The organism is Methylobacterium sp. 17Sr1-1 (assembly GCF_003173775.1).
In the GTDB taxonomy this organism is placed as follows: Bacteria; Pseudomonadota; Alphaproteobacteria; order Rhizobiales; family Beijerinckiaceae; genus Methylobacterium.
On sequence record NZ_CP029552.1, the window covers coordinates 353,891 to 377,864 of the forward strand.

General features: G+C 70.5%; 24 protein-coding genes. 11 read left to right on the forward strand and 13 right to left on the reverse strand.

Annotated elements, in window-relative coordinates:
* Nucleotides 1-44: 44 nt before the first annotated feature.
* The 4 genes from DK412_RS01650 to DK412_RS01665 all read right to left on the reverse strand — a co-directional run bounded on the left by DK412_RS01650 (nucleotide 45) and on the right by DK412_RS01665 (nucleotide 4,012).
* A complete protein-coding gene (locus tag DK412_RS01650; RefSeq protein ID WP_162596069.1) occupies nucleotides 45-1,244 on the reverse strand; it encodes a glycosyltransferase family 87 protein in 1,200 nt (399 codons plus the stop codon).
* 184 nt (nucleotides 1,245-1,428) lie between these two features.
* Entirely contained in the window at nucleotides 1,429-2,799 is a 1,371-nt protein-coding gene (locus DK412_RS01655; RefSeq protein ID WP_109970519.1) for an ATP-binding protein, read from the reverse strand.
* A 5-nt stretch (nucleotides 2,800-2,804) separates the two neighbouring features.
* Nucleotides 2,805-3,536 carry a response regulator transcription factor gene (locus DK412_RS01660; RefSeq protein WP_109970520.1) on the reverse strand — a complete coding sequence of 244 codons (732 nt, stop codon included), beginning with the start codon at nucleotides 3,534-3,536 and terminating at the stop codon, nucleotides 2,805-2,807.
* Nucleotides 3,533-4,012, reverse strand: coding sequence for a MarR family transcriptional regulator (locus DK412_RS01665; protein WP_245447685.1), 480 nt, complete (start codon nucleotides 4,010-4,012; stop codon nucleotides 3,533-3,535). Before DK412_RS01665 ends, DK412_RS01660 begins: the two co-directional genes overlap by 4 nt.
* Before the next feature lie 385 nt (nucleotides 4,013-4,397).
* On the opposite strand from DK412_RS01665, the gene DK412_RS01670 reads away from it, so the two are divergent.
* From DK412_RS01670 to DK412_RS01680, 3 genes are all read left to right on the forward strand, one after another.
* Nucleotides 4,398-5,285, forward strand: coding sequence for a branched-chain amino acid aminotransferase (locus tag DK412_RS01670; protein WP_109970521.1), 888 nt, complete (start codon nucleotides 4,398-4,400; stop codon nucleotides 5,283-5,285).
* Between the two features lie 222 nt (nucleotides 5,286-5,507).
* The gene (locus tag DK412_RS01675) at nucleotides 5,508-5,774 is read left to right on the forward strand and encodes a DUF3072 domain-containing protein (protein WP_109970522.1); all 267 of its coding nucleotides are present in this window, start codon (nucleotides 5,508-5,510) and stop codon (nucleotides 5,772-5,774) included.
* Between the two features lie 261 nt (nucleotides 5,775-6,035).
* Nucleotides 6,036-6,230 (forward strand): Flp family type IVb pilin, encoded by a 195-nt coding sequence (locus tag DK412_RS01680; protein WP_204165477.1) that lies wholly within the window; start codon nucleotides 6,036-6,038, stop codon nucleotides 6,228-6,230.
* A 19-nt stretch (nucleotides 6,231-6,249) separates the two neighbouring features.
* On the opposite strand, the gene DK412_RS01685 is transcribed toward DK412_RS01680, so the two are convergent.
* A complete protein-coding gene (locus DK412_RS01685) occupies nucleotides 6,250-7,140 on the reverse strand; it encodes a LysR substrate-binding domain-containing protein (RefSeq protein WP_109970524.1) in 891 nt (296 codons plus the stop codon).
* 155 nt (nucleotides 7,141-7,295) lie between these two features.
* On the opposite strand from DK412_RS01685, the gene DK412_RS01690 reads away from it, so the two are divergent.
* From DK412_RS01690 to DK412_RS01700, 3 genes are all read left to right on the forward strand, one after another.
* Nucleotides 7,296-7,667, forward strand: coding sequence for a DUF1127 domain-containing protein (locus tag DK412_RS01690; protein ID WP_245447378.1), 372 nt, complete (start codon nucleotides 7,296-7,298; stop codon nucleotides 7,665-7,667).
* Between the two features lie 1,077 nt (nucleotides 7,668-8,744).
* Nucleotides 8,745-9,338 (forward strand): hypothetical protein, encoded by a 594-nt coding sequence (locus DK412_RS01695; RefSeq protein WP_245447379.1) that lies wholly within the window; start codon nucleotides 8,745-8,747, stop codon nucleotides 9,336-9,338.
* Nucleotides 9,339-9,424: 86 nt separating this feature from the next.
* Nucleotides 9,425-9,784, forward strand: a complete 360-nt coding sequence (locus DK412_RS01700; protein WP_109970525.1) for a hypothetical protein — start codon at nucleotides 9,425-9,427, stop codon at nucleotides 9,782-9,784.
* A gap of 134 nt (nucleotides 9,785-9,918) precedes the next feature.
* Here DK412_RS01700 and DK412_RS01705 read toward each other — a convergent pair whose 3' ends face one another.
* Together DK412_RS01705 and DK412_RS01710 are read right to left on the reverse strand one after the other, a co-directional pair.
* Entirely contained in the window at nucleotides 9,919-11,244 is a 1,326-nt protein-coding gene (locus DK412_RS01705) for an MATE family efflux transporter (RefSeq protein WP_109970526.1), read from the reverse strand.
* A gap of 72 nt (nucleotides 11,245-11,316) precedes the next feature.
* Nucleotides 11,317-13,176 carry a monovalent cation:proton antiporter-2 (CPA2) family protein gene (locus tag DK412_RS01710; protein ID WP_109970527.1) on the reverse strand — a complete coding sequence of 620 codons (1,860 nt, stop codon included), beginning with the start codon at nucleotides 13,174-13,176 and terminating at the stop codon, nucleotides 11,317-11,319.
* Between the two features lie 216 nt (nucleotides 13,177-13,392).
* On the opposite strand from DK412_RS01710, the gene ispH reads away from it, so the two are divergent.
* Nucleotides 13,393-14,394, forward strand: a complete 1,002-nt coding sequence (gene ispH / locus DK412_RS01715; protein WP_109970528.1) for a 4-hydroxy-3-methylbut-2-enyl diphosphate reductase — start codon at nucleotides 13,393-13,395, stop codon at nucleotides 14,392-14,394.
* A 147-nt stretch (nucleotides 14,395-14,541) separates the two neighbouring features.
* Nucleotides 14,542-15,513, forward strand: a complete 972-nt coding sequence (locus DK412_RS01720; protein ID WP_109970529.1) for a homoserine kinase — start codon at nucleotides 14,542-14,544, stop codon at nucleotides 15,511-15,513.
* A 314-nt stretch (nucleotides 15,514-15,827) separates the two neighbouring features.
* Here DK412_RS01720 and DK412_RS01725 read toward each other — a convergent pair whose 3' ends face one another.
* The 5 genes from DK412_RS01725 to DK412_RS01745 all read right to left on the reverse strand — a co-directional run bounded on the left by DK412_RS01725 (nucleotide 15,828) and on the right by DK412_RS01745 (nucleotide 20,471).
* Nucleotides 15,828-16,583, reverse strand: a complete 756-nt coding sequence (locus DK412_RS01725) for an SHOCT domain-containing protein (RefSeq protein WP_109970530.1) — start codon at nucleotides 16,581-16,583, stop codon at nucleotides 15,828-15,830.
* Between the two features lie 93 nt (nucleotides 16,584-16,676).
* Nucleotides 16,677-17,834 (reverse strand): glycosyltransferase family 61 protein, encoded by a 1,158-nt coding sequence (locus DK412_RS01730; protein WP_109970531.1) that lies wholly within the window; start codon nucleotides 17,832-17,834, stop codon nucleotides 16,677-16,679.
* A gap of 32 nt (nucleotides 17,835-17,866) precedes the next feature.
* A complete protein-coding gene (locus DK412_RS01735) occupies nucleotides 17,867-19,246 on the reverse strand; it encodes a sensor histidine kinase (protein WP_109975000.1) in 1,380 nt (459 codons plus the stop codon).
* Nucleotides 19,247-19,380: 134 nt separating this feature from the next.
* Nucleotides 19,381-20,058, reverse strand: a complete 678-nt coding sequence (locus DK412_RS01740; protein WP_109970532.1) for a response regulator transcription factor — start codon at nucleotides 20,056-20,058, stop codon at nucleotides 19,381-19,383.
* 35 nt (nucleotides 20,059-20,093) lie between these two features.
* On the reverse strand, nucleotides 20,094-20,471 hold the full coding sequence (locus tag DK412_RS01745; RefSeq protein ID WP_093571156.1) for a PepSY domain-containing protein: 378 nt from the start codon (nucleotides 20,469-20,471) through the stop codon (nucleotides 20,094-20,096).
* A gap of 235 nt (nucleotides 20,472-20,706) precedes the next feature.
* Here DK412_RS01745 and DK412_RS30800 point away from each other — a divergent pair, with 235 nt between their 5' ends.
* Nucleotides 20,707-21,141, forward strand: a complete 435-nt coding sequence (locus tag DK412_RS30800; protein ID WP_245447380.1) for a hypothetical protein — start codon at nucleotides 20,707-20,709, stop codon at nucleotides 21,139-21,141.
* 69 nt (nucleotides 21,142-21,210) lie between these two features.
* Here DK412_RS30800 and DK412_RS01755 read toward each other — a convergent pair whose 3' ends face one another.
* Nucleotides 21,211-21,534: a BrnA antitoxin family protein gene (locus DK412_RS01755; protein WP_109970534.1), complete on the reverse strand. Its 324-nt coding sequence runs from the start codon at nucleotides 21,532-21,534 to the stop codon at nucleotides 21,211-21,213.
* Nucleotides 21,535-22,099: 565 nt separating this feature from the next.
* On the opposite strand from DK412_RS01755, the gene DK412_RS01760 reads away from it, so the two are divergent.
* Together DK412_RS01760 and DK412_RS01765 are read left to right on the forward strand one after the other, a co-directional pair.
* The gene (locus DK412_RS01760) at nucleotides 22,100-22,840 is read left to right on the forward strand and encodes a S1 family peptidase (protein ID WP_245447381.1); all 741 of its coding nucleotides are present in this window, start codon (nucleotides 22,100-22,102) and stop codon (nucleotides 22,838-22,840) included.
* A gap of 119 nt (nucleotides 22,841-22,959) precedes the next feature.
* A complete protein-coding gene (locus DK412_RS01765) occupies nucleotides 22,960-23,841 on the forward strand; it encodes a trypsin-like serine protease (RefSeq protein ID WP_109970536.1) in 882 nt (293 codons plus the stop codon).
* Nucleotides 23,842-23,974: the final 133 nt, after the last annotated feature.

Genomic DNA, 23,974 nt, shown 5'->3' on the forward strand with positions numbered 1-23,974 from the left:
AGTCCCCCTTGGAACCGGGCTCGCATCGGACCGCTCCCGCCTCATCAGGCCGCGGCGAGCCCGCCCCGCGCCGGGGCCTGCGCGGCGACCTCGCGCAACAGGAGCCCGAACAACACGACCAGTACCACCGTCATGCCGCCGAAGCCCAAGATCTGGGCCTGCATCGTCAGGGTGGGGCTGAGCCAGGCGAGGATCATGACGAGGTCCGGCTGCGCGTCCGGCTCTGCCGCCGAGATCCGCCACACCAGCACGGCGGCGACCAGGGTCAGGTCGTAGTTGAAGGCGTAAGGGGTCAGGAGCGGGACGGCGACCGCGATCACGCCGGCGCGCTGCAGCGGGTCGCGGGAGCGGCGCACGGCCCAGACCGTCGCCGCCAGGACCGGGACGGCCACGAGGATCTGCAGGCCCCAGGCCGTCCCCATCGACAGCCCGAAGGTGCGCGCGCCTGCGAAGACCGATGTCATCATGTACGCGAAGAACCCGTCGAAGGACGCGAGTACGCCGTAGGAGTAGGCGCTCGTCTGGCCGAGCGTGTGCCGCCAGGCATCAGCCCCGAAGGCCAGGAGCGAGGCGCCCACGAGGGCGAGCGTGGTGCCCACGGCCGCCGCGATGGTCCGCCACGCCCCGAGGGCGATCAGGACCGGCGGCAGCACGAGGCCGAGCTGCGGCTTGCAGGTGAGCAGGCCGAACAGGATGCCGGCGAGGACCGGTCGGCGCTCCAGGGCCAGCACGCCGCTCAGCAGCAGGGTGGCCGTGAGGAAGCCGTTCTGGCCGCCGGCGGCGTTGACGAGGCAGGCCGGCGCCAGAGCGAGGAGGAGGAGCGCGCGCAGGCGTCGCCCAGGTGGGACCTGGCTTAAGGTCATCCTCGCGAAGGCGGCGAACAGCCCGACCGTCCAAACCGCGAGCGCCGCGAAGTAGGGCATCCATGCCAACGGGACGAGCAGCAGCAGCGTGGAGGGTGGGTAGCTCCAGTTGTGGAAGGGCAGCGGTGTGCCGAAGAGCGCGCCGATCGCCGCGTGATAGGCCCCGAAGTCGAACAGGATGTCGCTCTGCCCCGAGAGGGCGAGCCGGCCCCCGGCCCAGGCGTTGATGAAGTCCCGCCCGATCGGGTGGCCGGTCACGTCGAGACCGCCGCCGGCCGGGCGGTAGTAGCGCACGAGGATGGGCAGCGCGCTCAGGACGCCGAGGAACATCAGCATCGTGCTCGGTAGGATCAGGTTTCGCCGGGCGTGTTCCAGGGGCATCGCGTTGATCTTTCCGTCGGAGCCGGCCCATGCCACCGCTCGGGCAGGCATGCCCCCTCACGTGATGCGCACTGTATCCGGGCGACTCGATGCTTCGCTGCCCGGCCGGGGCAGCGCGCCCGCGTCCCTGCTCCCGGACGAAAAGGTAGAAATCGCCGCTTAACGGCGGGTTTCGCCACCCCCGTCAGGCCGGCACCCGCACCGTCGCCCTGAGGCCCCCGAGCGGCGAATCGTGCAGCGCCACATCGCCGCCATGCGCGCGCGCGATGTCGAGGGCGATGGCGAGGCCGAGGCCCGAGCCGCCGGCATCCTGGCGGGCGTCGTCGAGGCGCACGAAGGGCTTGAACACCTCCTCGCGCAATTCGGGCGGGATGCCGGGCCCGTCGTCGTCGATCGAGACGGCGAGCCAGCGCGCCTCCTGGCGGGCGGTGATCGCGATGGTGTCGCCGTAGCGGGCGGCGTTGGAGGCGAGGTTGAACAGGCAGCGCCGGAACGCGTCGGGCCGGACCGTCACGGTCGACTGGCCCTCCAGCGTCACCTCCGAGACGTGGCCGCCGAGACGCTCGACGTCGGTGCGCACATCCTCGAGCAGCGCCCTGAGGTCGATGGCCGCGGCCGGCTCGCCGGAATCGCCCTTCGCGAAGGCGAGGTAGGCCTCCAGCATCCGGCTCATCTCGTCGACGTCGCGCTGCAGGTCGTCGATCTCGGGCGTCTGCGGCAGCAGCACGAGCGAGAGCCGGAACCGGGTGATGATGGTGCGCAGGTCGTGGCTCACCCCGTTGAGCATCGTGGTGCGCTGCTCCATCGCCCGCTCGATGCGCCGCTTCATCTCGATGAAGGCGTGGCCGGCCTTGCGCACCTCGCGGGCGCCGCGGGGGCGGAAATCGAGCTCGCGGCCCTTGCCGAAGCTCTCGGCGACGTCGGCGAGGCGCAGGATCGGCCGGATCTGGTTGCGTAAGAAAAGGATCGCGACGCCGAGCAGCACCATCGACGAGCCGCCCATCCAGAGCAGGAAGATGTGCGAGTTCGAGGCGTAGGCCTGGCTGCGCCGGGCGATCACCCGCATCACCCCGCCGGGGATCTCGACCCGGATCTCGATCAGGCTGGAGCGGCCGACCGTGTCGATCCAGAACGGCCGGGCGATCTGGCGGCGCAGCTCATCCGTCAAGGCCTCGTCGAGGAGCGAGAAGAACGGCCGCGGGCCCGGCGCCGGCAGGGCGGCGCCCTCCAGGACGTCGACGTCGAGGTTCAGCCGCTCGCTGGCGATCCGCTCCAGGGTCTCGGAGCCCTTGGCCTGGGGATAGCTCTCGTAGATGTCGATCAGGGCCGCCACGTCGGCGGTGACGGCGGCCGAGAGGCGCCGCGTCACCAGCTGCCAGTGCCGCTCCATGAAGGTGTAGGCGATCACCGATTGCAGCAGCACCATCGGGGCGATGATGATGATGAGCGAGCGGGCGTACAGCCCCTTCGGCAGCCGGTCGCCGATCAGGCGGCCGAGCCGGCGCCAGGCCCGCCGGGGCGTCGGCAGCGTCCCGGCGAGGGTCGGGCCGGCCATCGCGCCTAGTCCAGGACCAGGCGGTAGCCGACGCCGCGCACGGTCTGCACGTAGCGGGGGTTCGCCGGGTCGTCCTCGATGCGCCGGCGCAGGCGGTTCATCTGCACGTCGACGGTGCGCTCGTTGGCGGCGCCGTTGGTGCCGGTCAGCGCCTCGCGCTCGACGTTGGCGCCGCGGGCCAGCGCCAGGATGGTCAGGATCTCGCGCTCGCGCTCGGAGAGGCGGATCGCCTCCTCGTCGCGGGTCAGCTCGCCGCGCTCGATGCGGAACTGGAACGGCCCGAAGCGCACCGCGTCGAGGGGGGCGGCCGTGCCGTCGGCCGGCCCCCGGGCGCTGCGGCGCAGGATGTTGTTGAGGCGCAGGATCAGTTCCCGCGGCTCGAAGGGTTTTGGGAGATAATCGTCGGCGCCGATCTCGAGCCCCGTCACCCGGTCGTTCGGGTTCGAGCGGGCGGTGAGCATCAGGATCGGCACCTGCGAGGTCAGGCGGATCTGGCGGGCATAGTCGAAGCCGGTCTCGCCCGGCATCATCACGTCGAGCACCACCGCGTCGAAGACGAGGCTGCGGCCCCGCGCCCGCGCCTCGGCGGCGCTGGCGGCCGCGGTCACCCGGTAGCCGTTCTCGCCGAGGAAGCGGGCGAGCAGGTCGCGCAGGCGGCGGTCGTCGTCGACCACCAGGATGTGGGGGGCGTGGTCGGGCAGCTCGGCCCGGACGCTGAGGGCGGGGCCGGCGCTCACGAACGGGCCTCGCCCTCGGCCGCGGCAATCTCGGCCGCGGAGTCGCCGCCGACGATGAGCCGGCGCACCGCCGCGCGCTCCTCCGGCTCGATCATCGCGAGCAGGAACCGGCTCGCCGGCTCGCGCAAGCCCGGGCCGGCCTCCTCCAGCGCTCGGCGGACCCGTCGGCCCTGGACGCCGGCGAGGCGATGGGCGAGCTGCCGGCCCTGCGGCGTGCAGGTGAGGAGGCGGTGGCGGCGGTCGCTCGTGCCCGTCCGCTGCGCGATGTAGCCCTGCTCGATCAATTCCTTCAGCACCCGGTTCAGGCTCTGCTTGGTGATCCGCAGGATATCCAGGAGTTCGGCGATGGTGAGGCCGGGATGGCGGTCGACGAAGTGCAGCACCCGGTGGTGGGCGCGGCCGAAGCCGTACTCGGCGAGGATCCGGTCCGGATCGGCGACGAAGTCGCGATAGGCGAAGAACAGGAGCTCGATCAGGTCGTAGGCCGGGGCCTCGCCGGTGCCGGAGAGATCGTCTCCGGAGAGGTCCTGCCCCGAGAGGTCTTGCCCCGAGAGGTCTTGCCCCGAGAGGTCTTGCGCGGGCGCGTCCGGGGAGTAGCCTACCTCCGGCAGGTCCTCGTTGGCGGCGTCCGGGATGGGGGCCGGACAGGTCCGGGCGGCCTGGGTCACGGGTCGCACCTCTTCGCGGAAGCGGGGCTTCGCGGGCCCTCGTCATTTATGTCAGTCTTGTTGACATATCTCAGCCCCATTGATACCCGTCAACCCCGCCGGCGAAACGAACGTACGCCCCGCGCCCCGCTCAAGCACGAACGTTGCGCGAGAACCAGCCAGGCGGAAACGAACGCATACGAGGATCATCGTCATGTCCGTCATTCCCTTCGACCAGCGTGAAGGCCACATCTGGGTCGACGGCCGCATGGTGCCGTGGGCGGACGCGAAGATTCACGTACTCAGCCACGGCCTGCACTACGGCTCCAGCGTGTTCGAGGGCGAGCGCGCCTATGGCGGCGAGATCTTCAAGTGCACCGAGCATTCGCAGCGCCTGCGCCGCTCGGCCGAGCTCCTCGACTTCGAGGTCCCGTACACGGTCGCCGAGATCGACGCCGCCAAGCGGCTGGTGCTGAAGGAGAGCGGTCTCCAGGACGCCTATCTCCGCCCGGTCGCCTGGCGCGGCTCGGAGATGATGGGCGTGTCGGCGCAACACAACACCATCCACCTCGCCATCGCGGCGTGGGAGTGGCCGAGCTACTTCGACCCGGCGACCAAGATGAAGGGCATTCGGCTCGACCTCGCCGATTACCGCCGGCCCGATCCGCGCACCGCGCCGTCGGCCTCGAAGGCGGCGGGCCTGTACATGATCTGCACGATCTCCAAGCACCGGGCCGAGAACAAGGGCTACGCCGACGCCCTGATGCTCGACTGGGAGGACAACGTCGCCGAGTGCACCGGCGCCAACGTGTTCTTCATCCAGGATGGGGTGATCCACACCCCGACCGCCGACCGCTTCCTCAACGGCATCACCCGCCAGACCGTGATCGACTTGGCGAAGCGCCGCGGCTACGAGGTGGTCGAGCGGCGCATCCGTCCCGAGGAGATGGCGGGCTTCACCGAGTGCTTCATCACCGGCTCGGCCGCCGAGGTCACCCCGGTCTCGGAGATCGCCCAGTACCGCTTCACCCCGGCCGCGATGACCAAGACCCTGATGGACGACTACAGCGCCGAGGTGCAGCCGCGGGCCAAGGCGGCCTGAACGGAGGCCGCCTGAACGGGCGCCCGAGCCTCCATCGCGTCAACGAGAAGAAGGCCCCGGGCGGGAGACCGCCCGGGGCCTTCGCGTCTCCCGGTCCCGGTTCGTCGGTCCCGGTCGCGGGTTTTGCGGGGACAAGCCGCGCCTGCGGCGCTCGGACCGGGAACGCGGGCCGGGGCTTCCCCGTTGTCTGGCTGGAACATTCAGAGAACACGGGCAGACCTCATGACCGCCAAGACCCACACCAAGCAGGCCGAGACCGAGCACCGCGAGACCGAGAACCCGAAGCAGGATCCGAAGGACACCTCGAACCGCATCAAGGATCCGAAGGACTGGACCACCGGATCCGAGCCGATGACCGGGGCGCAGGCCTCCTACCTCAAGACCCTGGCCGAGCAGGCCAAGGACGAGGACGCCTACGATCCCGACCTCGACAAGGCCGAGGCCTCGCAGCGGATCGACGCCCTGCGCAAGGAGACCGGCAAGGCCTGAGGCGGCCCGCGTCCCGCGGCGCGGGACACGGTGTCGTCCGAGGATGCAAGCGAGGCGCCGCTCCCTCTCCGCGAAGGGAGCGGCGCCACTTCTCGTGCGTCGGGCAGCCCCGCGCGGCGCGGAACGACCGGCGCGACCCCGAAGTCCTGCTTTACCCTGCGTTAGAAAATGGAGATCGCGGGGTCGGATTAGCCGCTCGGATTAACGCTCGGTGAGGGGGTCTCGCCTATTGTCCAGCGCGGCGGACCGGGAGAACTCGACGTGCGTGGCAGATCGCGGGTGACGGAGGCGCTTCGCCGCTTCCGGCGTGAGCAATCCGGCGCGACAGCGATCGAGTACGCGCTCATCGCGACCTTGATCTTCCTCGCGCTGACGAGCGCGCTCGCCGTCTACGGCAGCACGGCCGGCGGCCTCTACAGCAACCTGAGCAACAAGGTCGGTACCGCGCTGCGCTGAAGTCCGTAGCTTCCGCCCGTCACTCCGCCGCCAGCCCGAGATTGTCCAGGCATTGCCGGATCTGCCCGGCCAGGATGTCGGTGAGCGGGTTGGGCTCGCCGGAGCGGTGGCGCATCAGGCCGATGCGGCAGGCCGGCAGGGCGGCGAACCCGTCCTGCGGCCCGAGCACCCGCATGCCAGGACGCAGCGCGCTCTCGGGCAGCACCGAGACAGCGAGCCCTGCCAGCACCGCGGCGCCGACCGCGGTCGAGTTCCAGCTGACGAACAGGATGCGGCTCTGCCGGCCCCCGCGCTCCAGCGCCTCGATGGCGGCCCGGCGCCAGTTGCAATCCGGCCGCCCGAGGGCGAGGGGCACCGGCTCCTCGCCATGGACGGCGTGGCGGCTCGACGTCACCCAGAGCAGCGCCTCGGTGCGGACCGTCTCGATGTTGCGCCGGCCCCTATCCTTCGTGGAACCTTTGGCCTCGGTGACGATGGCGAGGTCGATGTCGCCGTCGGCGATCCGCGCAGCCAGCATGTCGGTGGGCTCGCACACCACCGTCACCTCGGCCCGCGGATGGGTCCGGGCGAAGCGCGCGAGGATCTCCGGCAGGTAGCGGTCGGCATAGTCGTCCGGCAGGCCGAGGCGCACCCGGCCGGCGAGGTCGCCCTCGTCGAAGGTCGCCAGGCACTCGGTCTGCAGGCGCACGATGCGCCGGGCGTAGTCCAGCAGGCGCTCGCCGTCGTCGGTCAGCCGCACGCCACGGCCGGCCTTGGCGAAGATCTCGCGCCCGACCCGCTCCTCGAGCCGCTTCATCTGCATCGAGACGGCGGACTGGGTCTTGTTCACCGCCTCCGCCGCGCGGGTGAACGACCCACTCTCGGCGATCGCCACCAGGGTCCGGAGCTGGTCGATGTCGAGGGGATGCACCGGATCGCTCCGTCATCGATGCCTGCATCAATCCGCGTGATGTGACACATCTCAATCATTCGCTCAACGCATCGACCGAGCTGGGCTATGACGGTGGGGCGGATGAGCACGGCCGGCCCGGGACGAGGCCCAGGATCAGGCCCAGGATCAGGCCCATGACGAGGTATGCCGAGACGCTCCCGCCGGAGACCACGATGACGATCAGTTTCGCCCCCCTCTTCGGTGTCCTCTCGCTGGCGCTCGGCGCCGGTCGCAAGGCCGCGCAGATCGTGGCCCGGATCGTCACCCTGTGGATCCACCGCCGGGCCGTCTACCGCCTCGCCGAACTCGACGACCGGGGGCTGAAAGACATCGGCCTCACCCGCAACGACGTGCTGGGCGTGCTCGACCTGCCGTTCGCGCAGGACCCGACCGTGCCCCTGGTGCATCGACGCCGCGCGCGGCGCCAGCCCCCGCCGCCGGTCGTGACCGTGCGGCTCGCCGCCCGGGACGGGCGCACGGTGGAGGGGCGGGCGCGGGAGGCTTGAGTCGCCTCCTCCGACCGGATGTCTTCGAGAGATGTGGCGCGGGATTCCTCTTCCTCCGCGGAGAGATGGTGTCCCGTGGCCGTTTCGATGGGCGCTACGAGGATTGACACCCTCGATGTCATCCCGGGGCCGCTCAAGCGGAACCCGGGATGACACCGAGGATGGCAGGACTGTCGAGTGAATCGAGCCATCCTCGACAGTGGGGCTGCTGCGGGGGGAGACGCCGGCCTTGAAGCGCGGCCTGCAAGCGGAAGCTCGGCATGGGGAGGTCGGGTCGCTCCGGTCGTAATAATTCGATAGATTTGATTGCATTTAAAGGATCCCGGCGGAGCTGTCGGGAAGACGCTCCACCACGGTAGAGGCGAGTTCTTTGTGCGTATCGTTCTTATTCTATTTGCGCTATTTGCCGCGTCGTCCGCCGCGAGTGCAGCCTCGATCCCATATATCGATCAAGGTTGGTTCGCCCCAACGCGGGCCGAGTGCGCGGCTTTCAAGAGGGACTGGGTCGGTCTCCTGAACGATCGAAACCACCGTTACCTCCTCGTGGAGGCGGGTGGCTCTGTCGGGTCGCAGGAGGTTGCGATGCTGATCGGGCAGCGCGGCAAGATCTTTAAGGTCCAAGATGCAGCCGACCCGACCATGTTCAATGAGCTTGCGCTTCTACGCAATGGCAATGTGAGCGTCCGATACGTCGGCGGAGACGATCCAATCCGATATGTGCGCTGCACTGGCCCGGATGGGCGGAGCACCCGATGATGTTGGACGTCATCGCGCCGCGAACAAGCTGGCCGCTGTCGAGATGATTCCACGGCTCAGGTAAAATCCATGAGGTGGCATCAAGAATGAGCTGATGCCTCGCAAGGTCTATCTTCGCCTTTCCCGTACTTGCCGCCCCTCCGCAGCCAGCGCTGGAGCATGCTCGATCGCCACCCGGATCGCGTCGCTCGCCAGCAGGGTCGAAGACCAAATATTAAGCCCAATCGCCAAATTCAGAGATGATGGATCGAGCTGTTCCGCGATGGCAGTTTAATTTTCCCCCGACAATGCGAATGATGTCCGAGGCGGGAATATGACGCCGTGAAGGCGTATCAAAAAGATACAAGAGAAATTTGCGAGGGGAGATTCGCAGGATCCCTCAACATAGGTGGTGTTTTGGCGATGAAAAATAGCCTTCTACGCGGTGCAGTTTCCGCGAACCCCGCATTGCTTGGCGCCGTACTCCTCGTGGCTTCGGCGATTCCGATGGTCCCGGCGCGCGCCGCCGGCGATTTCGCGCTCGCCTCCTGCAAGGGATGGAACGGTACCATCGTCGAACGGGAGGGGATCGATACGGCATCGGCCCGCATGAGGGGCATCGTGACGAAAGCAGACCTCCAGGAATACTGCGAGCGTGATCCGGGCGGCGAGACGAGGCAGAGCGGCGGCAGGCTCACTGTCAAGCAATGCGTCGAAAAATACCTGCGGCAGGAGGCACGCGCCGCGCTCAGCGCGCAGGCCAATTGCCGGACCGGTGTAATTTCCTATCGCTACGGCGATCGTAACGCCGGACGCGCCCGTTTCCCGCTTCGAGCGGATGCCGATACGTCCTGTGCCTCCGGTCTTCCGCCGATCATCGAACAATTCAAGGTGCTGTGCCCAACGGCGGCCAAGCGCTTCAAAGTCGATCAATGACGGTCGATCGCTGTCGCACGGCCTTCCGAGCGGTCCCATGCGGCCTGACCGGCGCAGCGACGTGTGAAGCCGAAAGGAGAACGATCATGCGACGACACTTCATCATCATCCTGTGCGGATTGATCCTGACGCCCGCTTACGGGGCCGAGGCGCCGTTCCCGACGGGGCGCTGGGCCGGAAAACCCGCTTGGTGCAAGAACCGGCCCGGGGAGACCGATGCCCTGCCGCAGATCTTCACCAGGACGTCAATCGAGGGATACGAGAATTCCTGCAGGATCACCCGCATCACTGGAAGCAATCCGTTCGACGTCGCCACGGTTTGTGAGGGCGAAGGCATGACGTCGAAGGATCGCACGCGCTACTTTGTCGATGGCGACAGGATGACGGTCCAGAGTCTGACGGACGCGCGCTCGCGCTCTTACACGCTTCACCGGTGCCGGGGTTGAAGGGTTCGTCGGGCGGGATCGGGTGAAAGGTCTTGGAATTGCCCGGAAGCAGCTATCTCAGCCGTTGCCGACCCAGAATCCGCGCGGAAGGCTGAAGGCCGCACGTCGTATCGCTGGGTCGGTCGGGCTCGACCCTAAGATACCCGTTCCGCGACCGGCCGTGCGGCCGCCCCCAGACTCACCGCCTCCCTCCGCTCCAAAACCCCCACCGTCCGGAACGCCAGCGCCAGCCCCACCACCCCGAACAAAGCCGACCCGATCCCCATCCCGGCCATCGCCCCCTCCGGCCCGGCGAGATGCGCGCCCAGCAGCGCCGTCGGCATCGTCCCGAGCGTCGCCCGGCCCCAGTTGAGGGCACTGGCTGCCAGCGGGAAGCCGAGGTTGTTGAACGAGGCGTTGCCGAGGAAGAGGAGCCCGTTGAAGAACCAGATCGCCCCGCCGGCATGGCAGAAGAAGCCGAGGAGGTCGGCGCCGGCGCCCGAAAGCCCGAACAGGGCGGTGAGCGGCGCGCGGGCGATGACGAGCGCGAGCCAGACCGTGCCGACGTAGAATCCGGTCACCAGGGCGGCGTCGCGCAAAGCGGCGCGCATCCGGTCGAAGCGGCCGGCGCCCCAGTTCTGGCCGAGGATCGGCCCGACCGCGCCGGAGAGGGCGAACAGCCCGCCGAAGGCCACCGGCACCACCCGGTCGACCACCGCGTTGCCGGCGACCGTCGCGGTGCCGAACCCCGCCATGACGTGGGCGAGGAAGGCGCTCGCCACCGGGGGCGCGAGGTTGGTGAGCACGGTCGGCAGCGCGACCCGCAGGATCGGGCCGGCATCCCCGAGGACGGCCGGGAGGGTCGGCTTCGCCACCATCCGGTGGACGCGCACCGCGCCCGAATAACCCACCCACGCGAAGGCGACGCGGGCGATCACGATCGTGACCGCCGCCCCCTCGATCCCGAGATTCAAGCCGAAGATCAGCAGCGGATCGAGCACGACCGTGACCGCGGCGCCGGCGAGCGTCACGTTCATGCCGCGGCGGGCATCCCCGACCGCCCGCAGCACGCCGGAGAACCCCATGCCGAGGGCCATCAGGAGGCTCGAGGGCAGGGCGATCCACAGGAAGGTCCGGGCCGCCGGCACGGTTTCAGGTGAAGCGCCGATCAGCGTCAGGAACGGGGTGAGCAGCGGCAGCATGAGCGTCGTCACCAGGCCCGACGCGACCACCGCCAGCACCAGGGACGAGGCGGCGAGCCGGCGCGCCTCCCCGACATCGCCGCGCCCGAGCGCCCGCGAGACGAGCGCGCCGACCGCGATCATCATCCCGATATTGATCGAGACCGCGAAGATCTGGACGATGGTGGCGAAGCCCACCGCCGCCGTCAGCACCGGATCGCCGAGCCGCGCGATGTAGAGCAGCGACAGGAGGTCGACGACGAAGATCGCCATCAGGCCGACCGAGCCGGTCGCCGCCATCACCACGACGTGGCGCAGCGTCGAGCCGGTGACGAAGCGGGCGGTCGGGGCGGCGGGGTCGGGGGGCGGGCCTCACCCATCGGCGCCGGCCCGCTCGCGGGCGATGATGTCCTCGGTCTCCGGGTTGAGGCCGTGCGAGGCGTGGAGCGGCGCGGTCAGGGGCTCGGGCTTGATCCGCACCAGGCTGCGCAACGGATCGCCCCGGTCGAGGGGCTCGCCGGCCTGCTGCAGCACCAGCCGGGCGAGGTCGCGCCTGCGCACGTCGTCGACCGTACGGGCCGCCTCCTCGGGCGAGAGGCCCAGCGCCTCCAGGGTGGCGCGGCCGAAGGCGAGGGCCGATTCGAAGGTCTCGCGGATCTGGTAGTCGACGTCGCGGCCCATCGCCTCGATCGCCTGCACCCGGTCGAACACCCGCACGTAGGTGCGCGCGGCCGGGAACTCGGCATGGACGAGGTCGACGATCTTGAGCGTCGCCTCCGGGTCGTCGATGCAGATGCAGACGACTTCCGCCTTGCCGGCACCCGACGAGCGCAGCACGTCGAGGCGGGTGCCGTCGCCGTAATAGACCCGGAAGCCGAAGCGGGCGGCGCTGCGGATCTGCTCGACGTCCTTGTCGATCACCGTGACGCTCAACCCTTGAGCCAGCAGCACCTGGTTGAGGATGTGGCCGAAGCGGCCGAAGCCGATCACCAGCACCCGCGCCTCGGCGCCCTCGATCGCCTCGTGCTCGGGTTCGAGCGGGGCGGTGGCGCGCCGCGACAGCACCCCGTCGAGGACCTTGGCGCCGATCGGGCCGATCAGCATGGTGATCGCCGCGAGCGCGATGGCGAGCCGCCCGGACGGGCCGTCGACGAGGCCGAGCTCCTGGCCGACCGGCAGCAGCACGAAGGCGAATTCGCCCGCCGGCGCCAGCACGGCGGCGCCGCGCAAGCCGTCGAGCCACGACGAGCCGAACAGCCGGAAGAGCCCCGCCACCAGCGCGACCTTGATCAGGATCGCCCCCACCGTGGCGGCGGACAGGCCGAGCCAGTTCTGGCCGACGAGGCCGAGGTCGATCGACATGCCGACGCTCATGAAGAACAGGCCGAGCAGCATGCCGCGGAACGGCTCGATATCGGCCTCGAGCTGGTGGCGGAAATTCGATTCGGCGAGAAGCAGCCCGGCGAGGAACGCCCCCATCGCCATCGACAGCCCGACCTCCTCCATGACGAGGGCGGTGCCGAGCACCACGAGGAGGGCGGCCGCGGTCATCACCTCGCGCGCGCCGCTGGCGGCCAGCAGGCGGAAGAACGGGTTGAGGCCGTAGCGGCCGACGAGTACCACCCCGATCACCGCCGCGACCGCGGTCCCGGCCGATTGCAGGGCGGTGCCGAGCCAGGCCTCGCCGCCCCCGCCGGTGCCGGTCTGGGCGATCAGCGGCAGGAGCGCCAGGATGCCGACGATCGACAGGTCCTGGAACAGCAGCACCGCGAAGGCGCGCTGGCCGTAAGGCGAGGCGAGGTCGCGTCTCTCTTCGAGGAGCTGCAGCGCGACCGCCGTCGCCGAGAGGGCGAGCGCGATGCCGATCACCGTCGCGGCGCCGCCCGAGAGGCCGGAGAGGTATCCGAGGCCGCCGAGCGTCAGGGCGCAGAGCCCGAGCTGGAGCGTGCCGAGGCCGAGGATGTCGCGCCGGAGCGAGATCAGGCGCGAGATCTCGAGTTCGAGCCCGACGATGAACAGGAGGAGCACCACCCCGAGCTCCGAGACGCTGCGGGCGGTCTCCGGCTCGGTGATGAGCGAGAGGCCCGACGGGCCGATGACGACGCCGGCCACGAGGTAGCCGAGCACCGCGCTCTGCCCGAGCAGGCGGAAGATCGGCACGCCGATCACCGCGGCGGACAGGAAGGTCAGGACCGGCGGCAGGAAGCTGGCGTGGTCGGCGGCGGTCGCCATCGCGCGGGATTCTCCCGGGTTCGAGGTCGGCTCAGACCCTCCCTTAACCCGAACGGGGCCGGTGAGCGAACCCGGGTTTCGCCCCGCCCGCGGGTTCCGCGCCGGTCGTCACGCGGCTGCCGCAGGGGAGGTGTCGCGCGCGCGACCTGTTGTTCGCCACGATTGCGTGGCACAAGAGGTTGACAGGGGCCGCCCCGCCTCGCCACATCCCGGATCATGAGCGCCTCCGTGAACCAGACCGACGCCGGTGCCGCCGCGCCCGCGAAGCCGCCCCTCGAGATCCTTCTCTGCGCGCCGCGCGGATTCTGCGCCGGCGTGGTGCGGGCCATCGACGTGGTCGAGCGGGCCCTCGCCCTCTACGGCCCGCCCGTCTACGTGCGCCACGAGATCGTGCACAACAAGTACGTGGTCGAGAGCCTGAAGCGCAAAGGCGCGGTCTTCGTCGCCGAGCTCGACGAGGTGCCGGACGGCAAGGCCCCGGTGATCTTCTCCGCCCACGGCGTGGCGAAGACCGTGCCGCAGAACGCGGTCGCCCGTGGCCTCACCACGATCGACGCGACCTGCCCGCTGGTGACCAAGGTCCACCGCGAGGCCGAGATCCACCACAAGCGCGGCCGCCACGTGCTGCTGGTCGGCCATTCCGGCCACCCTGAGGTCGTCGGCACCATGGGCCAGCTGCCCAAGGGCTCGATCACCCTGGTGGAGGATGTCGAGCAGATCGAGGCGCTGGAGCCCGAGACCCGCGACAACCTCGCCTGGGTGACCCAGACGACGCTGTCCGTCGACGACACCCACCACATCGTCGAGGCGCTGAAGCGCAAGTTCCCGAAGATCGTCGGTCCGCACAAGGACGACATCTGCTACGCCACCACCAACCGCCAGGAGGCGGTGAAGCAGGTCGCCCCCCTCGTCGACGCGCTGATCGTCGTCGGCTCCTCGAACTCCTCGAACTCGCAGCGCCTGCGCGAGGTCGCCGAGCGCGTCGGCTGCCCGATCACCCGGCTCGTCAACCGCGCCGAGGACCTGGACTGGGAGGCCTTCTCCGACATCCGCCGCCTCGGCCTCACCGCCGGCGCCTCGGCCCCCGAGGTGCTGGTGGAAGAGATCATCGACGCCTTCGCGACCCGTTACGAGGTCACGGTCGACACCGTCTCGACCACGACCGAGGACATGGTGTTCCCGCTGCCGCGCGAGCTGCGCAGCGAGGCGGCGGAGTAGGGCCTGAGCCCTTCCTGCCGAGTCCGGGCATTCGCAGAGCAAAGGCGCGGTTCCCCCTCACCCACGCGGGAGAGGGGGGACCGCGCCTTTGTTCGAAGCACCGCCCCCCGTTTTTCCATCCATTTTCCAGAGCGAAGCAGAACGGCCGTGGCGGTCTACACCGAGGTTCCGGACGAGGCGCTGGCCGCCTTTCTCGCCGCCTACGAGATCGGCGATCTCCTGTCCTACAAGGGCATCGCCGAGGGGGTGGAGAACACCAACTTCATCCTGCACACCACCACCGGCTCCTACATCCTCACCCTCTACGAGAAGCGGGTGAGGGAGGGCGACCTGCCGTTCTTCCTCGGGCTGATGCAGCACCTGGCCGCCAACGGCCTCGCCTGCCCGCAGCCGATCCCTACCCGCGACGGCGCCACCCTCGGGCGGCTCTGCGGCCGGCCCGCCGTGATCGTGTCGTTCCTGGAGGGCGTCTCGGTGCGCCGGCCCGGCGTCAAGCACTGCCGGGCGCTGGGCGCCGCGCTCGCCGGCCTGCACGCCGCCGGGGCCGGCTTCCCGATGCAGCGGCCGAACGCCCTCTCGGTCGCGGGATGGCGCCCGCTCTTCGGGGCGGCGGAAGCCCAGGCCGACCGGGTCGCTCCGGGCCTCGCCGATCGCACCCGCGCGGACCTCGCGCTCCTCGAGGCCTCCTGGCCGCAGGACCTGCCCGGCGGCGTCATCCACGCGGATCTCTTCACCGACAACGTGTTCTTCCTCGGCGACGAGGTCTCGGGCCTGATCGACTTCTACTTCGCCTGCACCGACGCCTTCGCGTACGACCTGGCGATCTGCCTCAACGCCTGGTGCTTCGAGGCGGATTATTCCTTCAACCGCACCAAGGGCCAGGCGATGATCGCCGCCTACCAGGCCGTGCGCCCGCTCGAACCCCGCGAGGTGGAGGCCCTGCCGCTCCTCGCCCGCGGCGCGGCGCTCCGCTTCATGCTGACCCGCCTCGTCGACTGGCTCAATGTGCCCCCCGGCGCCCTGGTGAAGCCGAAGGACCCGCTGGAATACGACCGCAGGCTCGCCTTCCACCGGAAGGTCGCGGCGGCTGGGGAGTACGGGTGGAGTGCGGTGGGGTGATAAACCAGTCACCCACCTGCGCCGACGCAAGGGCTCAGCGGGGGCGTAACCCTGCGGTCGAGACTTGGCTGCATACCATTTCTCAAACCATCCCACCCACGACCTCATCCTGAGGTGCGAGCGTAGCGGCCTCGAAGGAGGCTTCCAGAAGTCTCCGAGATCCCTGGAGGCCTCCTTCGAGGCCTTCGCTTCGGCACCTCAGGATGAGGTTGCGGGCGGGATAGAAGAGGCTTCGAAAGCACCGCAGCCCTCAAAAACCAGCTTTCGCGTCGTCTGATGTGGTCGTGCGACGTGGTCGACCCCGCATCGCCTCCTCACAACCGCGCCAATAGTTCCGTCTTCTTCGCGGCGAACTCGGCCTCGGTGAGCACGCCCCGGCGGTGCAGCTCCGACAGACGCTCGATCATCCCGAACACGTCCCCGCTGGGCGCATCGACAGGTTGAGAAGGCATCGGCGCGGAGGCCTCCGGTGCAGGCGCCGGCGCGGCCTGCGGGGCGGGGCGCGCATCCTGCCCGGGCTCTCCCACCACCGGCAGCTCCTCCAGCCGCACCGGGCCGAACTGGCTGGTGAAGCTCAGGGAGTGGGACGAGCCCTGCTGCTGCGAGACGCCCCCGATCCGGTGGTCGCCGGTGTCGTAGAGCGTCACCCGGCCGCCGCTCTCGATGGCGAGGCGCCGGGCCTCGGGGAAGAAGGCGTAGCGGGCGTCGTTCTGCGCGCCGGAAGTGGCCGGCTGGCCCAGACCCTCGGGCCACCAGGACCCACCGAAGCCCTGCCCCGAGAAACCTTGAGCCGAGAAGCCCTGGGACTGGAAGCTCCCGCCCTCCGCCGGCATCGCCGTGGCGAGCGGCGCCAGCTCGTCGCAGAGCGCGACGACCCGGGCCTTGAGCCCGGCATTGAACATGTCGCCGATCATCGTCATCCCGCCGGCGGACCACTGGCCCATGCCGCCGAGATCGGGATGATTGAACTGCGCCATCCGGCCGTGGCCGCGGGCGAGCGCGTCGAGGAGGTGGCGGACGGCGTCGGGGCCGACGCCGTGGCGGGCGGCGATCGCGTCGAGGTCGGGCATCGGTCAGGTCGCTCCGGAGCAGGGCCCGGACTTAGCGCACTCCCTGCCCGAGGGGAACGGCTCCAAGGAAATGCCCGAGGACACGTCCTCGCCTCAGCCGAGCCCCGGCACCACCCCGCGCAGGCGCCCCAGCAGCCCGCCGGGCCGGGGCGGCAGGGGCGGAATCGCCGGCGAGAGGTGCCAGGCGCCGGGATCGCTCCGCAGGTCGCTCTCCCGCAGGGTGTCGATGCGGGCGATCTTGTCGAGGAGCTCCGCCGCCACGGTCTCCGGCTCCCGCAGCACGAAGTTGACGGTGAAGCCGTCGCCGGCGTGGCTGCTGGTCCCTACGGGATAGTAGTAATGCGCCTGCGTGCCCGTGATGAGGTCGATCAGCCGGTAGGTCGCGCTCAGCTTGAGCCGGTCGGCGATGGCGATCACCCGCCGACGAGGGGGCGCGAAGAGCAGGGTGTGGAAGGCCGAGCCGTTGGCGCCGAGGATCACCCGGTGGCGGGCGAACAGGCGCACCTGCTCGGGGAAGCTCAGGAGCTCCGGGTGGACGATCCGCACCCCCTCGCGCTCCAGCACGGCCGTCACCGCCTCCTCGTTGGAGAAGCGGCGCACGCCGCCGGTCAGGCGGGTCTTCGACAGGTAGACCGGCTGGGGATCGGCATCGACCTCCTCGGGCGCGTAGTAGCCGCGCCCGATCTCCCGGCACAGATCGGCCAGGACCGGGAAGGCGTAGTCGTCCTGCTGCAGGGCGGCCTGGGGCACGAGCAGGGTCGGGATCCGCACCGGCCGGCCGAAGGTCGTGAGATCCAGCACGCTGAGGCCCAGCCGGCCGAGGATCTCCGGGATGAACGGGGTGCCGCTCCAGTCCGCGTCGGGCCCGGGCCCGTGGCAGAGCAGGGTCGGGCGCAAGGCCCCCCCGGCGGCATCGAGGAGCGGCCAGAATCGCGCCAGCGTGTTGATGACGAAGTGGCCGTAATGCGGGTGGATCGCCCCGACATACAGATAGGTGCCCTCCGGTGCCGCGTCGGTCACCGGGCCCTGCCCCTCCGGCCATTCCGTGGTCTGCCAGGTCGGGGTGCGCTCGCCGCTGTGGTGGTCGAGGGATTCGGGCACCATCCGGCCCGCGGCGTCGAAGATCACCGGGATCTTGTCGAGCTTTGGGATCCGCATGAGGTAGTGGGCGTCCTCGACCAGGCGCAGGGCCGGCCGGCCCTGCCGCACCTGGGCTCGGCCGTAGAACGCTTCGCTCCGCTGCAGGATCATGCCGAACTGAGAACCTCGTCGCGCGCGGGCCGTCAGGCCTGCGCCGCCGCCGGGCTCGCATCGCCCGGCACCTCGATCACTGCCCTTAAGCCGCCGAGTGCGGCCGCGTCGAGGCGCAGGCGCCCGCGATAGAGGGCGGCGAGGTCGGAGACGATGGAGAGACCCAGCCCCGAGCCGGGCTTGGTCTCGTCGAGGCGCCGGCCGCGCTCCAGCACGGCGGCCCTCGCCTCCGGCGGCAGGCCGGGCCCGTCATCCTCCACCGTGACGATGAGGTGCGGGTACTCGCCCTGGCCGATCACCTCGGCGCGGATCGAGACGCGCGACTGCGCCCACTTGGCGGCGTTGTCGACGAGGTTGCCGATCATCTCCTCGAAATCCTGGCGCTCGCCGCGGAAGCGCAGGCCCGGGGTGACGCTGGTATCGAAGGTCAGGTCCTTGTCGTAGAAGATCTTGCCAAAGGTGCGCACCAGCGCCGCCACCACCGGCTCGACGTCGGTGAAGGTGCCGAGCGCGCCGGCCAGAGCCGCGGCGCGGGCGCGGTCGAGGTGGTAGTTCACCTGGTCGCGCATCACCGCGGCCTGCTCCCGCACCTTGACCGCGAGCTCGCTGTGGGCGTCCCCCGCCGAGGCCTCGTTGACGATGATGCTCAACGGCGTCTTCAGCGCGTGGGCGAGGTTGCCGACCTGGGTGCGGGCCCGCTCCAGGATCTCGCGGTTGGTCTCGAGGAGCAGGTTCACCTCGCCGGCGAGCGGCGCGATGTCCTGCGGGTACTCGCCCGAGATGCGGTCCGCCTCGCCGCGGCGGATGGCGCCGAGCGCCGCCCGCAGCTTGATCAGCGGGGCGAGGCCGAAGCGGATCTGCAACAGGGTGGTGAGGCCGAGCGAGAGGCCGAGCAGTGCGAAGGTGGTGGTGAGCGCGAAGGTGAAGCGCCGCATGTCGGCGGCGATCTCGTCCGAGGGGCCGGCCACCCGCACGAGGTAGCGGCCCTCCTCGCCGAGATCGACGGTGCGCTCGATGATGCGCAGCGGCCGGTCGTCCTGCGCCTTGCCGTAGCCCTTGCGCAATTGCCCGGCGCCGGCCTCGCCGACCGCGTTGTCGGGCGGCTGGAGCGGCACGCCGACGAGCGAGCGCGAGGTGCGCAGGTCCCTGGGCCGGGCGTTCGGCCGGCCGACCTGCCAGTACCAGCCCGACAGCGGCAGGTCGAAGCGCGGGTCGCCGAGCGCCCCGAAGCTGCGCGCCTCGGAATCGGAGGGCGAGACGAGGTTGGTGGCGAGATCGTTGGCGTAGACGAGGAGCCGGCTGTCGAAGGCCCGCTCGGTGGTCTCGCGGTAGAGGGTCGAGAGGATCAGCCCGGCGATCAGCAGGATCAGCGCGCTCGCGAGCAGCGACGAGACGGCGAGGCGGACCGCGATCGAGCGCTTGCGCCACGGCCGCCAGCCGAGCCACCAGAATCGCCCGGATGCGCGGGGCGCGGCGGGGGCGACGCCGCCGGCAAGGCCCGTCTCCGCCGCCGGTGGCGCCTCGGCCGCGGCCCGGCCGGGACCGGTCACGGCTGCTTTCCGCCGGCGCCCGCGTCGATCAGGTAGCCGAGGCCGCGCACGGTCTGGATCAGGTCGACCGCGAGCTTCTTGCGCAGGCGCCCGACGAAGACCTCGATGGTGTTCGAGTCGCGGTCGAAATCCTGGTCGTAGAGGTGCTCGGTCAATTCGGCCCGGGACACGACCCGGCCGGTATGGTGCATCAGGTAGGAGAGCAGCCGGTACTCGTGCGAGGTGAGCTTGACCGGGCTGCCGTCGACGAAGACGCGGCCCGAGCGGGTGTCGAGGACGACCGGGCCGGCGCTGATCTGGCTCGTGGCGTGGCCGGCGGTGCGGCGGAGCAGCGCGCGCACCCGGGCCAGCAGCTCCTCCATGTGGAAGGGCTTCGTCACGTAGTCGTCGGCGCCGGCATCGAAGCCGTTGACCTTGTCGCTCCAGCGGTCGCGGGCGGTGAGGATGATGACCGGCGTCTTCACCTGCGCCCGGCGCCAGCCCGACAGGACCGAGACGCCGTCGGCCTTGGGCAGGCCCATGTCGAGGATGATGCAGTCGTAGGGCTCGGTCTCGCCGAGGAAGGCGCCCTCCTCGCCGTCGAACGCCTTGTCGACGGCGTAGCCCGCCTCTTCCAGGGCGCTCACGACCTGGCGGTTGAGATCCCGGTCATCCTCGACCACGAGCAGACGCACGACCCGAACCCCTCAGTTCAGAACAAACCCGCGTTTCACCACTGGCCGGACACTTGTCCCGACCGGGCATCCACCATCACGTGCACGAACTGGCCGTCCTTGCGCAAGGCCGTCAGCATGTAGACCAGCGTCTCGTCCCGCCGGCAGAGATTGGCCCGCACGATGTCGGCCCGCGGCACGGCGGCCCGCGCCGCGCGGATCGCCGCCACCGGCTCGACCACGCGCTTCTCCGCCACCGCCTCGCGCAGGTCGCCGGAGGAGAGGCAGGTCTGGTGCGTCTCCACCGCCTTCAGCGGTTGCGCCGGCACGGCGCCCGTGGCGGTCTCGTCCCGCTCCTCCGCGGCCGCGAGCCAGCCCGAGGCGCCGGCGAGGCCGACGAGGGCGGGGAGCAGGAGGAGAGCGAGGTTGCGCATGCCGGGGACCATCGTCGCCGGGCACTGAATGCACCCTGAATGCGAAGGTGCCGGGTTTCGAGGGGCGCGCCCGGTCACGTTCTCGTGTGCGGCCGAGGTTCCGGCGCCGGCTTCGTCGCCGATCCGGGTGTGGCGCGGGCGACGCGGGTGAACCGATCCGGCGACGTGGCTGTTATGGTTAAGGCCGTGCTAACCCCGCCGGCCGACCCTGCCGGCCGCCAGCCAGGGAGTTGCCATGCGCCCCGCCGCGTTCCCGTTCCTCGCCGTCGCATGGTGCCTCGCCGGCGCGGCCTACGCGCAGGAGGCGGTCCCCGAGCCCGTTTCCGCCGCCACGGAGATGGGCGGCTTTGCGGTGGACGGCTTGGCGATGGGTGGCGCGCCCCTGCTGCTGCGCATCCGCCCTCGGGACGAAGCGCCGGAGGAGGGCTCCGGCGTTGATGCCGCTGCGGCTGCCCGCGCGGCGGAGATCGCGCGCCAAGTGGCTCTCGCCCGCGCCGTCGCGGCCCGCGAGGCGTTCGAGGCGCGGATCACCGCCCGGGCCAACCGGGCGATCGCCTCGGTGTGCACCGGGTGCCTGGGGCCGGTGCCGCCGTCGGTGGCGCTGGCGCCGCCGGTCGTGGTGGCCGCGCCGCGGCCGGTTCCGGCCTCGGTCGCGATGACCGATCCATAGGCTCCTTCGCTGGTGTCAGGATGAGTCCCGTCGCGCGACAGAGTCAGCCCGAGCCCGCCACCTCTTGCATCACCGCGTCCCGAGCCGCCTTGCCGCCCGCTTGAGCGTGGCGTTCATCCGGGTCTGCCAGCCGTCGCCCGTCGCCTTGAACGCCTCCACCACGTCCCGGTCGAGACGGATCGTGACCGGCACCTTCGTCACCTCGGCTTTGGGCCGGCCACGCCGCGTCAGGGCGGCGTAGAGTGCGGGCGGCAGCACCTCGCCGGCAGGCCGCATCCGGGCGAACTGCTCGGCCGTGATCTCCGGATTGTCGGGATCCTGCGCGATCCCGGCTTGGATCTCCGCCTCCTCGGCATCGGTGAGGGGCGGCAGGCTCGCCCTACGTCTCGTCATAGCGACTCCTCTCGCTGCGGCTCGCTCGCCGCAGACTGATGGCCGAGACGGCCTCGCTGCCGACGAGGGCGAAGACCAGGGATACGAGCTGCCCGTCGAGAAAGCCGACCGCGAGGAAGCGCGGGCGGCCGTCGGTACAAGTCTATCCCCGGATCGCGGATGCTGCATTGATGCTTCTACTCGTCCTGGGCTTTGCTCGACAGTCTCGACACCCTCCGTGTCATTCCGAGGCCGCGCAGTGGAGCCCGGAATCCAGAACCGCTGATCGTACAGGATAAAGCGGACAGTGTTCCGCGTGGTTCTGCATCACCTGAGTGTCTGGGCGTGCCTTCGGCACTCCGGGCTCCGCTGCGAGGCCCCGGAATGAGACTGTGATTGTCAAATCCATGGGGCGAATCGAATAATCTTTCCACTCATTGGAGGCGCTATCCATACATGTGAAGGCATGTTGTACGAGATTATTGCTTGTAAAAAATATTGCGCGCCGTTCTCGTTGTCGCCCTGGACCTCCCGCGCCGGATCGGGCAGGGCAGGGGCTTTCCGGCCCCACCGCCCCGAGAGCGCCGTGATCCGCCTGCATCTCCCGTTCCTCGCCGCCCTCCTCCTCGCCACCCCCGCCCACGCCGTCGTCGGCGGCACCGACGCCTCCGACACGCCCCTCGCCCACTCCAGCGTGATGGTGCTGTCCTCCCGCGGCGGGGTCTGCACCGGCATCGTGCTCGCCCGCGACGTGGTGCTCACCGCGGCCCATTGCGCCGCCCCCGGGGTCGAGCACCGGGTGCATTTTCGCGATGAATCCGGGGCGCCGGTCATGCTCGGGATCGCCGCCCGGGTGCTGCATCCGGGCTACGATGCGGGGGCCATCGCCGGGCGACGGCGCTCGATCGATCTCGCGCTCCTGCGCACCGAGACGGCCCTGCCGGCCCGCTTCGTCCCGGCGAGCCTGACCGAGGCGCCGGTCGCCGCCGGCACGCCGCTGACCCTCGGCGGCTACGGCGTCGCCCGCCCGGGCGACCACCGCAGCACCGGCACCTTCCGCACCGCGACGATGCCACTGGTCGAGCCCCACGGCCCGAGCCGCATCCTGGCCTGGCTGAAAGGTCCGGCAGCGTCGGGCGCCTGCGAGGGCGATTCGGGCGGGCCGATCGTGACCGCTGACGGAGGCGTGCTCGCGGTGACCACCTGGGCGAGCGGTTCGGGCAAATCGGCCTGCGGCGGCGTCTCGCAGGGCGTGCTGGTCGGGCCGCAGCGGGCGTGGATCTCGCGCGCGACCGCCGCGTGGGGTGCCGAGGCGCGCTGGGAGTGACGGCCCTCCCGCCCCGCTCACGGCTTCGTTCCCGCGGCGGGCCCGTGCCGGTGCGGAACCACACCCTTCGCGCGAGACTTCACTTGTCGAGCGTGGCCGCACGCTTCTAGGGTGGTCCCATGCGCGTCTCTCCGTCCCGCCTCCGTTCCGCCCTGCGTCCCCTCTCGGCCGCCCTCGCGGTGGCCGCGCCCCTCGGCCTGTGGAGCGGCGGCGCCGGCGCCGTGGTCCGGGGCGAGGTGACCCGCGATCCCGACGGCCTGCGCGGCTCGGTGGTGCGGATCGAGAGCACCACCGGCGAGATGTGCTCCGGATCGCTCATCGGTCCCGACCTCGTCCTCACCGCGGCCCATTGCGTGATGCGCAAGGCCGGCTACTGGATCGTGGTCGTCGACCGCAACTTCCGCCAGCGCCGCCTGCGGGCGATCGCGGCGGCGATGCACCCGGATTTCGTGCCCGGCACCACGCCCGAGACCCAGCCCGGCACCGACCTCGCCATCCTGAAGCTCAGCGAGCGCCTCGGCCCCGATTTCCGTCCCCTCGACACCCGCTATGGCGGCGAGATCCCGCAGGGCGACACCGTGGCCATCGCCGGCTACGGCGTGGTGGCGGAGAACCGGCGCGGCAGCGCCCGGGTGCTGCGCCAGGCCCGCCTCGTCTCGCTCGGCGAGCTCCAGGTCGCCAACACCGTGACGGTGGTGGCCGACCGATCCACGCTGGCCGAGACCGCCGGCGCCGGCGCCTGCCTCGGCGATTCCGGCGGGCCGATCCTGCGCGGTGGCCCGGGCGGCTACCAGCTCGTCGGCGTGGTGAGCTGGTCGAGCGGCGCCGCCCAGCAGGGCCGGGTCCGCACCGCCTGCGGCGGCTTCACCGCCGTGACGCCGGTTGGCCAGCACGCGAGCTGGATCAACGCCCGCGCCGCCGAGCTCGCCCGCTTCGAGCCCGGCGAGGCGATGCCGGTGGGCGCTCGACCGAACCGGGCGGACTGGACCGGGGGGCGTTAGAGCGGCGACCGATCGCTGCTCCAGGTTTTTGAGTGTGCCGCATTTTCTGCGGCGAACCGGCATCCACGTCGTCGGAAAATGCTCTAACAGCAGCTTGACTGTTCCACGGCCACGCTCTCCAACGGGCTCCGAT

Excerpts from the sequence above, each read along its gene's own strand:
- DK412_RS01700 (WP_109970525.1), top strand. The coding sequence starts at position 9,425 with ATGCGACGACACTTCATCATCATCCTGTGCGGATTGATCCTGACGCCC.
- DK412_RS01670 (WP_109970521.1), top strand. The coding sequence starts at position 4,398 with ATGTCCGTCATTCCCTTCGACCAGCGTGAAGGCCACATCTGGGTCGAC.
- DK412_RS01655 (WP_109970519.1), bottom strand. The coding sequence starts at position 2,799 with ATGGCCGGCCCGACCCTCGCCGGGACGCTGCCGACGCCCCGGCGGGCC.
- DK412_RS01705 (WP_109970526.1), bottom strand. The coding sequence starts at position 11,244 with ATGGCGGCGACCGGCTCGGTCGGCCTGATGGCGATCTTCGTCGTCGAC.
- DK412_RS01710 (WP_109970527.1), bottom strand. The coding sequence starts at position 13,176 with ATGGCGACCGCCGCCGACCACGCCAGCTTCCTGCCGCCGGTCCTGACC.
- DK412_RS01675 (WP_109970522.1), top strand. The coding sequence starts at position 5,508 with ATGACCGCCAAGACCCACACCAAGCAGGCCGAGACCGAGCACCGCGAG.
- DK412_RS01755 (WP_109970534.1), bottom strand. The coding sequence starts at position 21,534 with ATGACGAGACGTAGGGCGAGCCTGCCGCCCCTCACCGATGCCGAGGAG.
- ispH (WP_109970528.1), top strand. The coding sequence starts at position 13,393 with ATGAGCGCCTCCGTGAACCAGACCGACGCCGGTGCCGCCGCGCCCGCG.
- DK412_RS01690 (WP_245447378.1), top strand. The coding sequence starts at position 7,296 with ATGACGAGGTATGCCGAGACGCTCCCGCCGGAGACCACGATGACGATC.
- DK412_RS30800 (WP_245447380.1), top strand. The coding sequence starts at position 20,707 with ATGCGCCCCGCCGCGTTCCCGTTCCTCGCCGTCGCATGGTGCCTCGCC.
- DK412_RS01745 (WP_093571156.1), bottom strand. The coding sequence starts at position 20,471 with ATGCGCAACCTCGCTCTCCTCCTGCTCCCCGCCCTCGTCGGCCTCGCC.
- DK412_RS01765 (WP_109970536.1), top strand. The coding sequence starts at position 22,960 with ATGCGCGTCTCTCCGTCCCGCCTCCGTTCCGCCCTGCGTCCCCTCTCG.
- DK412_RS01730 (WP_109970531.1), bottom strand. The coding sequence starts at position 17,834 with ATGATCCTGCAGCGGAGCGAAGCGTTCTACGGCCGAGCCCAGGTGCGG.
- DK412_RS01650 (WP_162596069.1), bottom strand. The coding sequence starts at position 1,244 with ATGCCCCTGGAACACGCCCGGCGAAACCTGATCCTACCGAGCACGATG.
- DK412_RS01725 (WP_109970530.1), bottom strand. The coding sequence starts at position 16,583 with ATGCCCGACCTCGACGCGATCGCCGCCCGCCACGGCGTCGGCCCCGAC.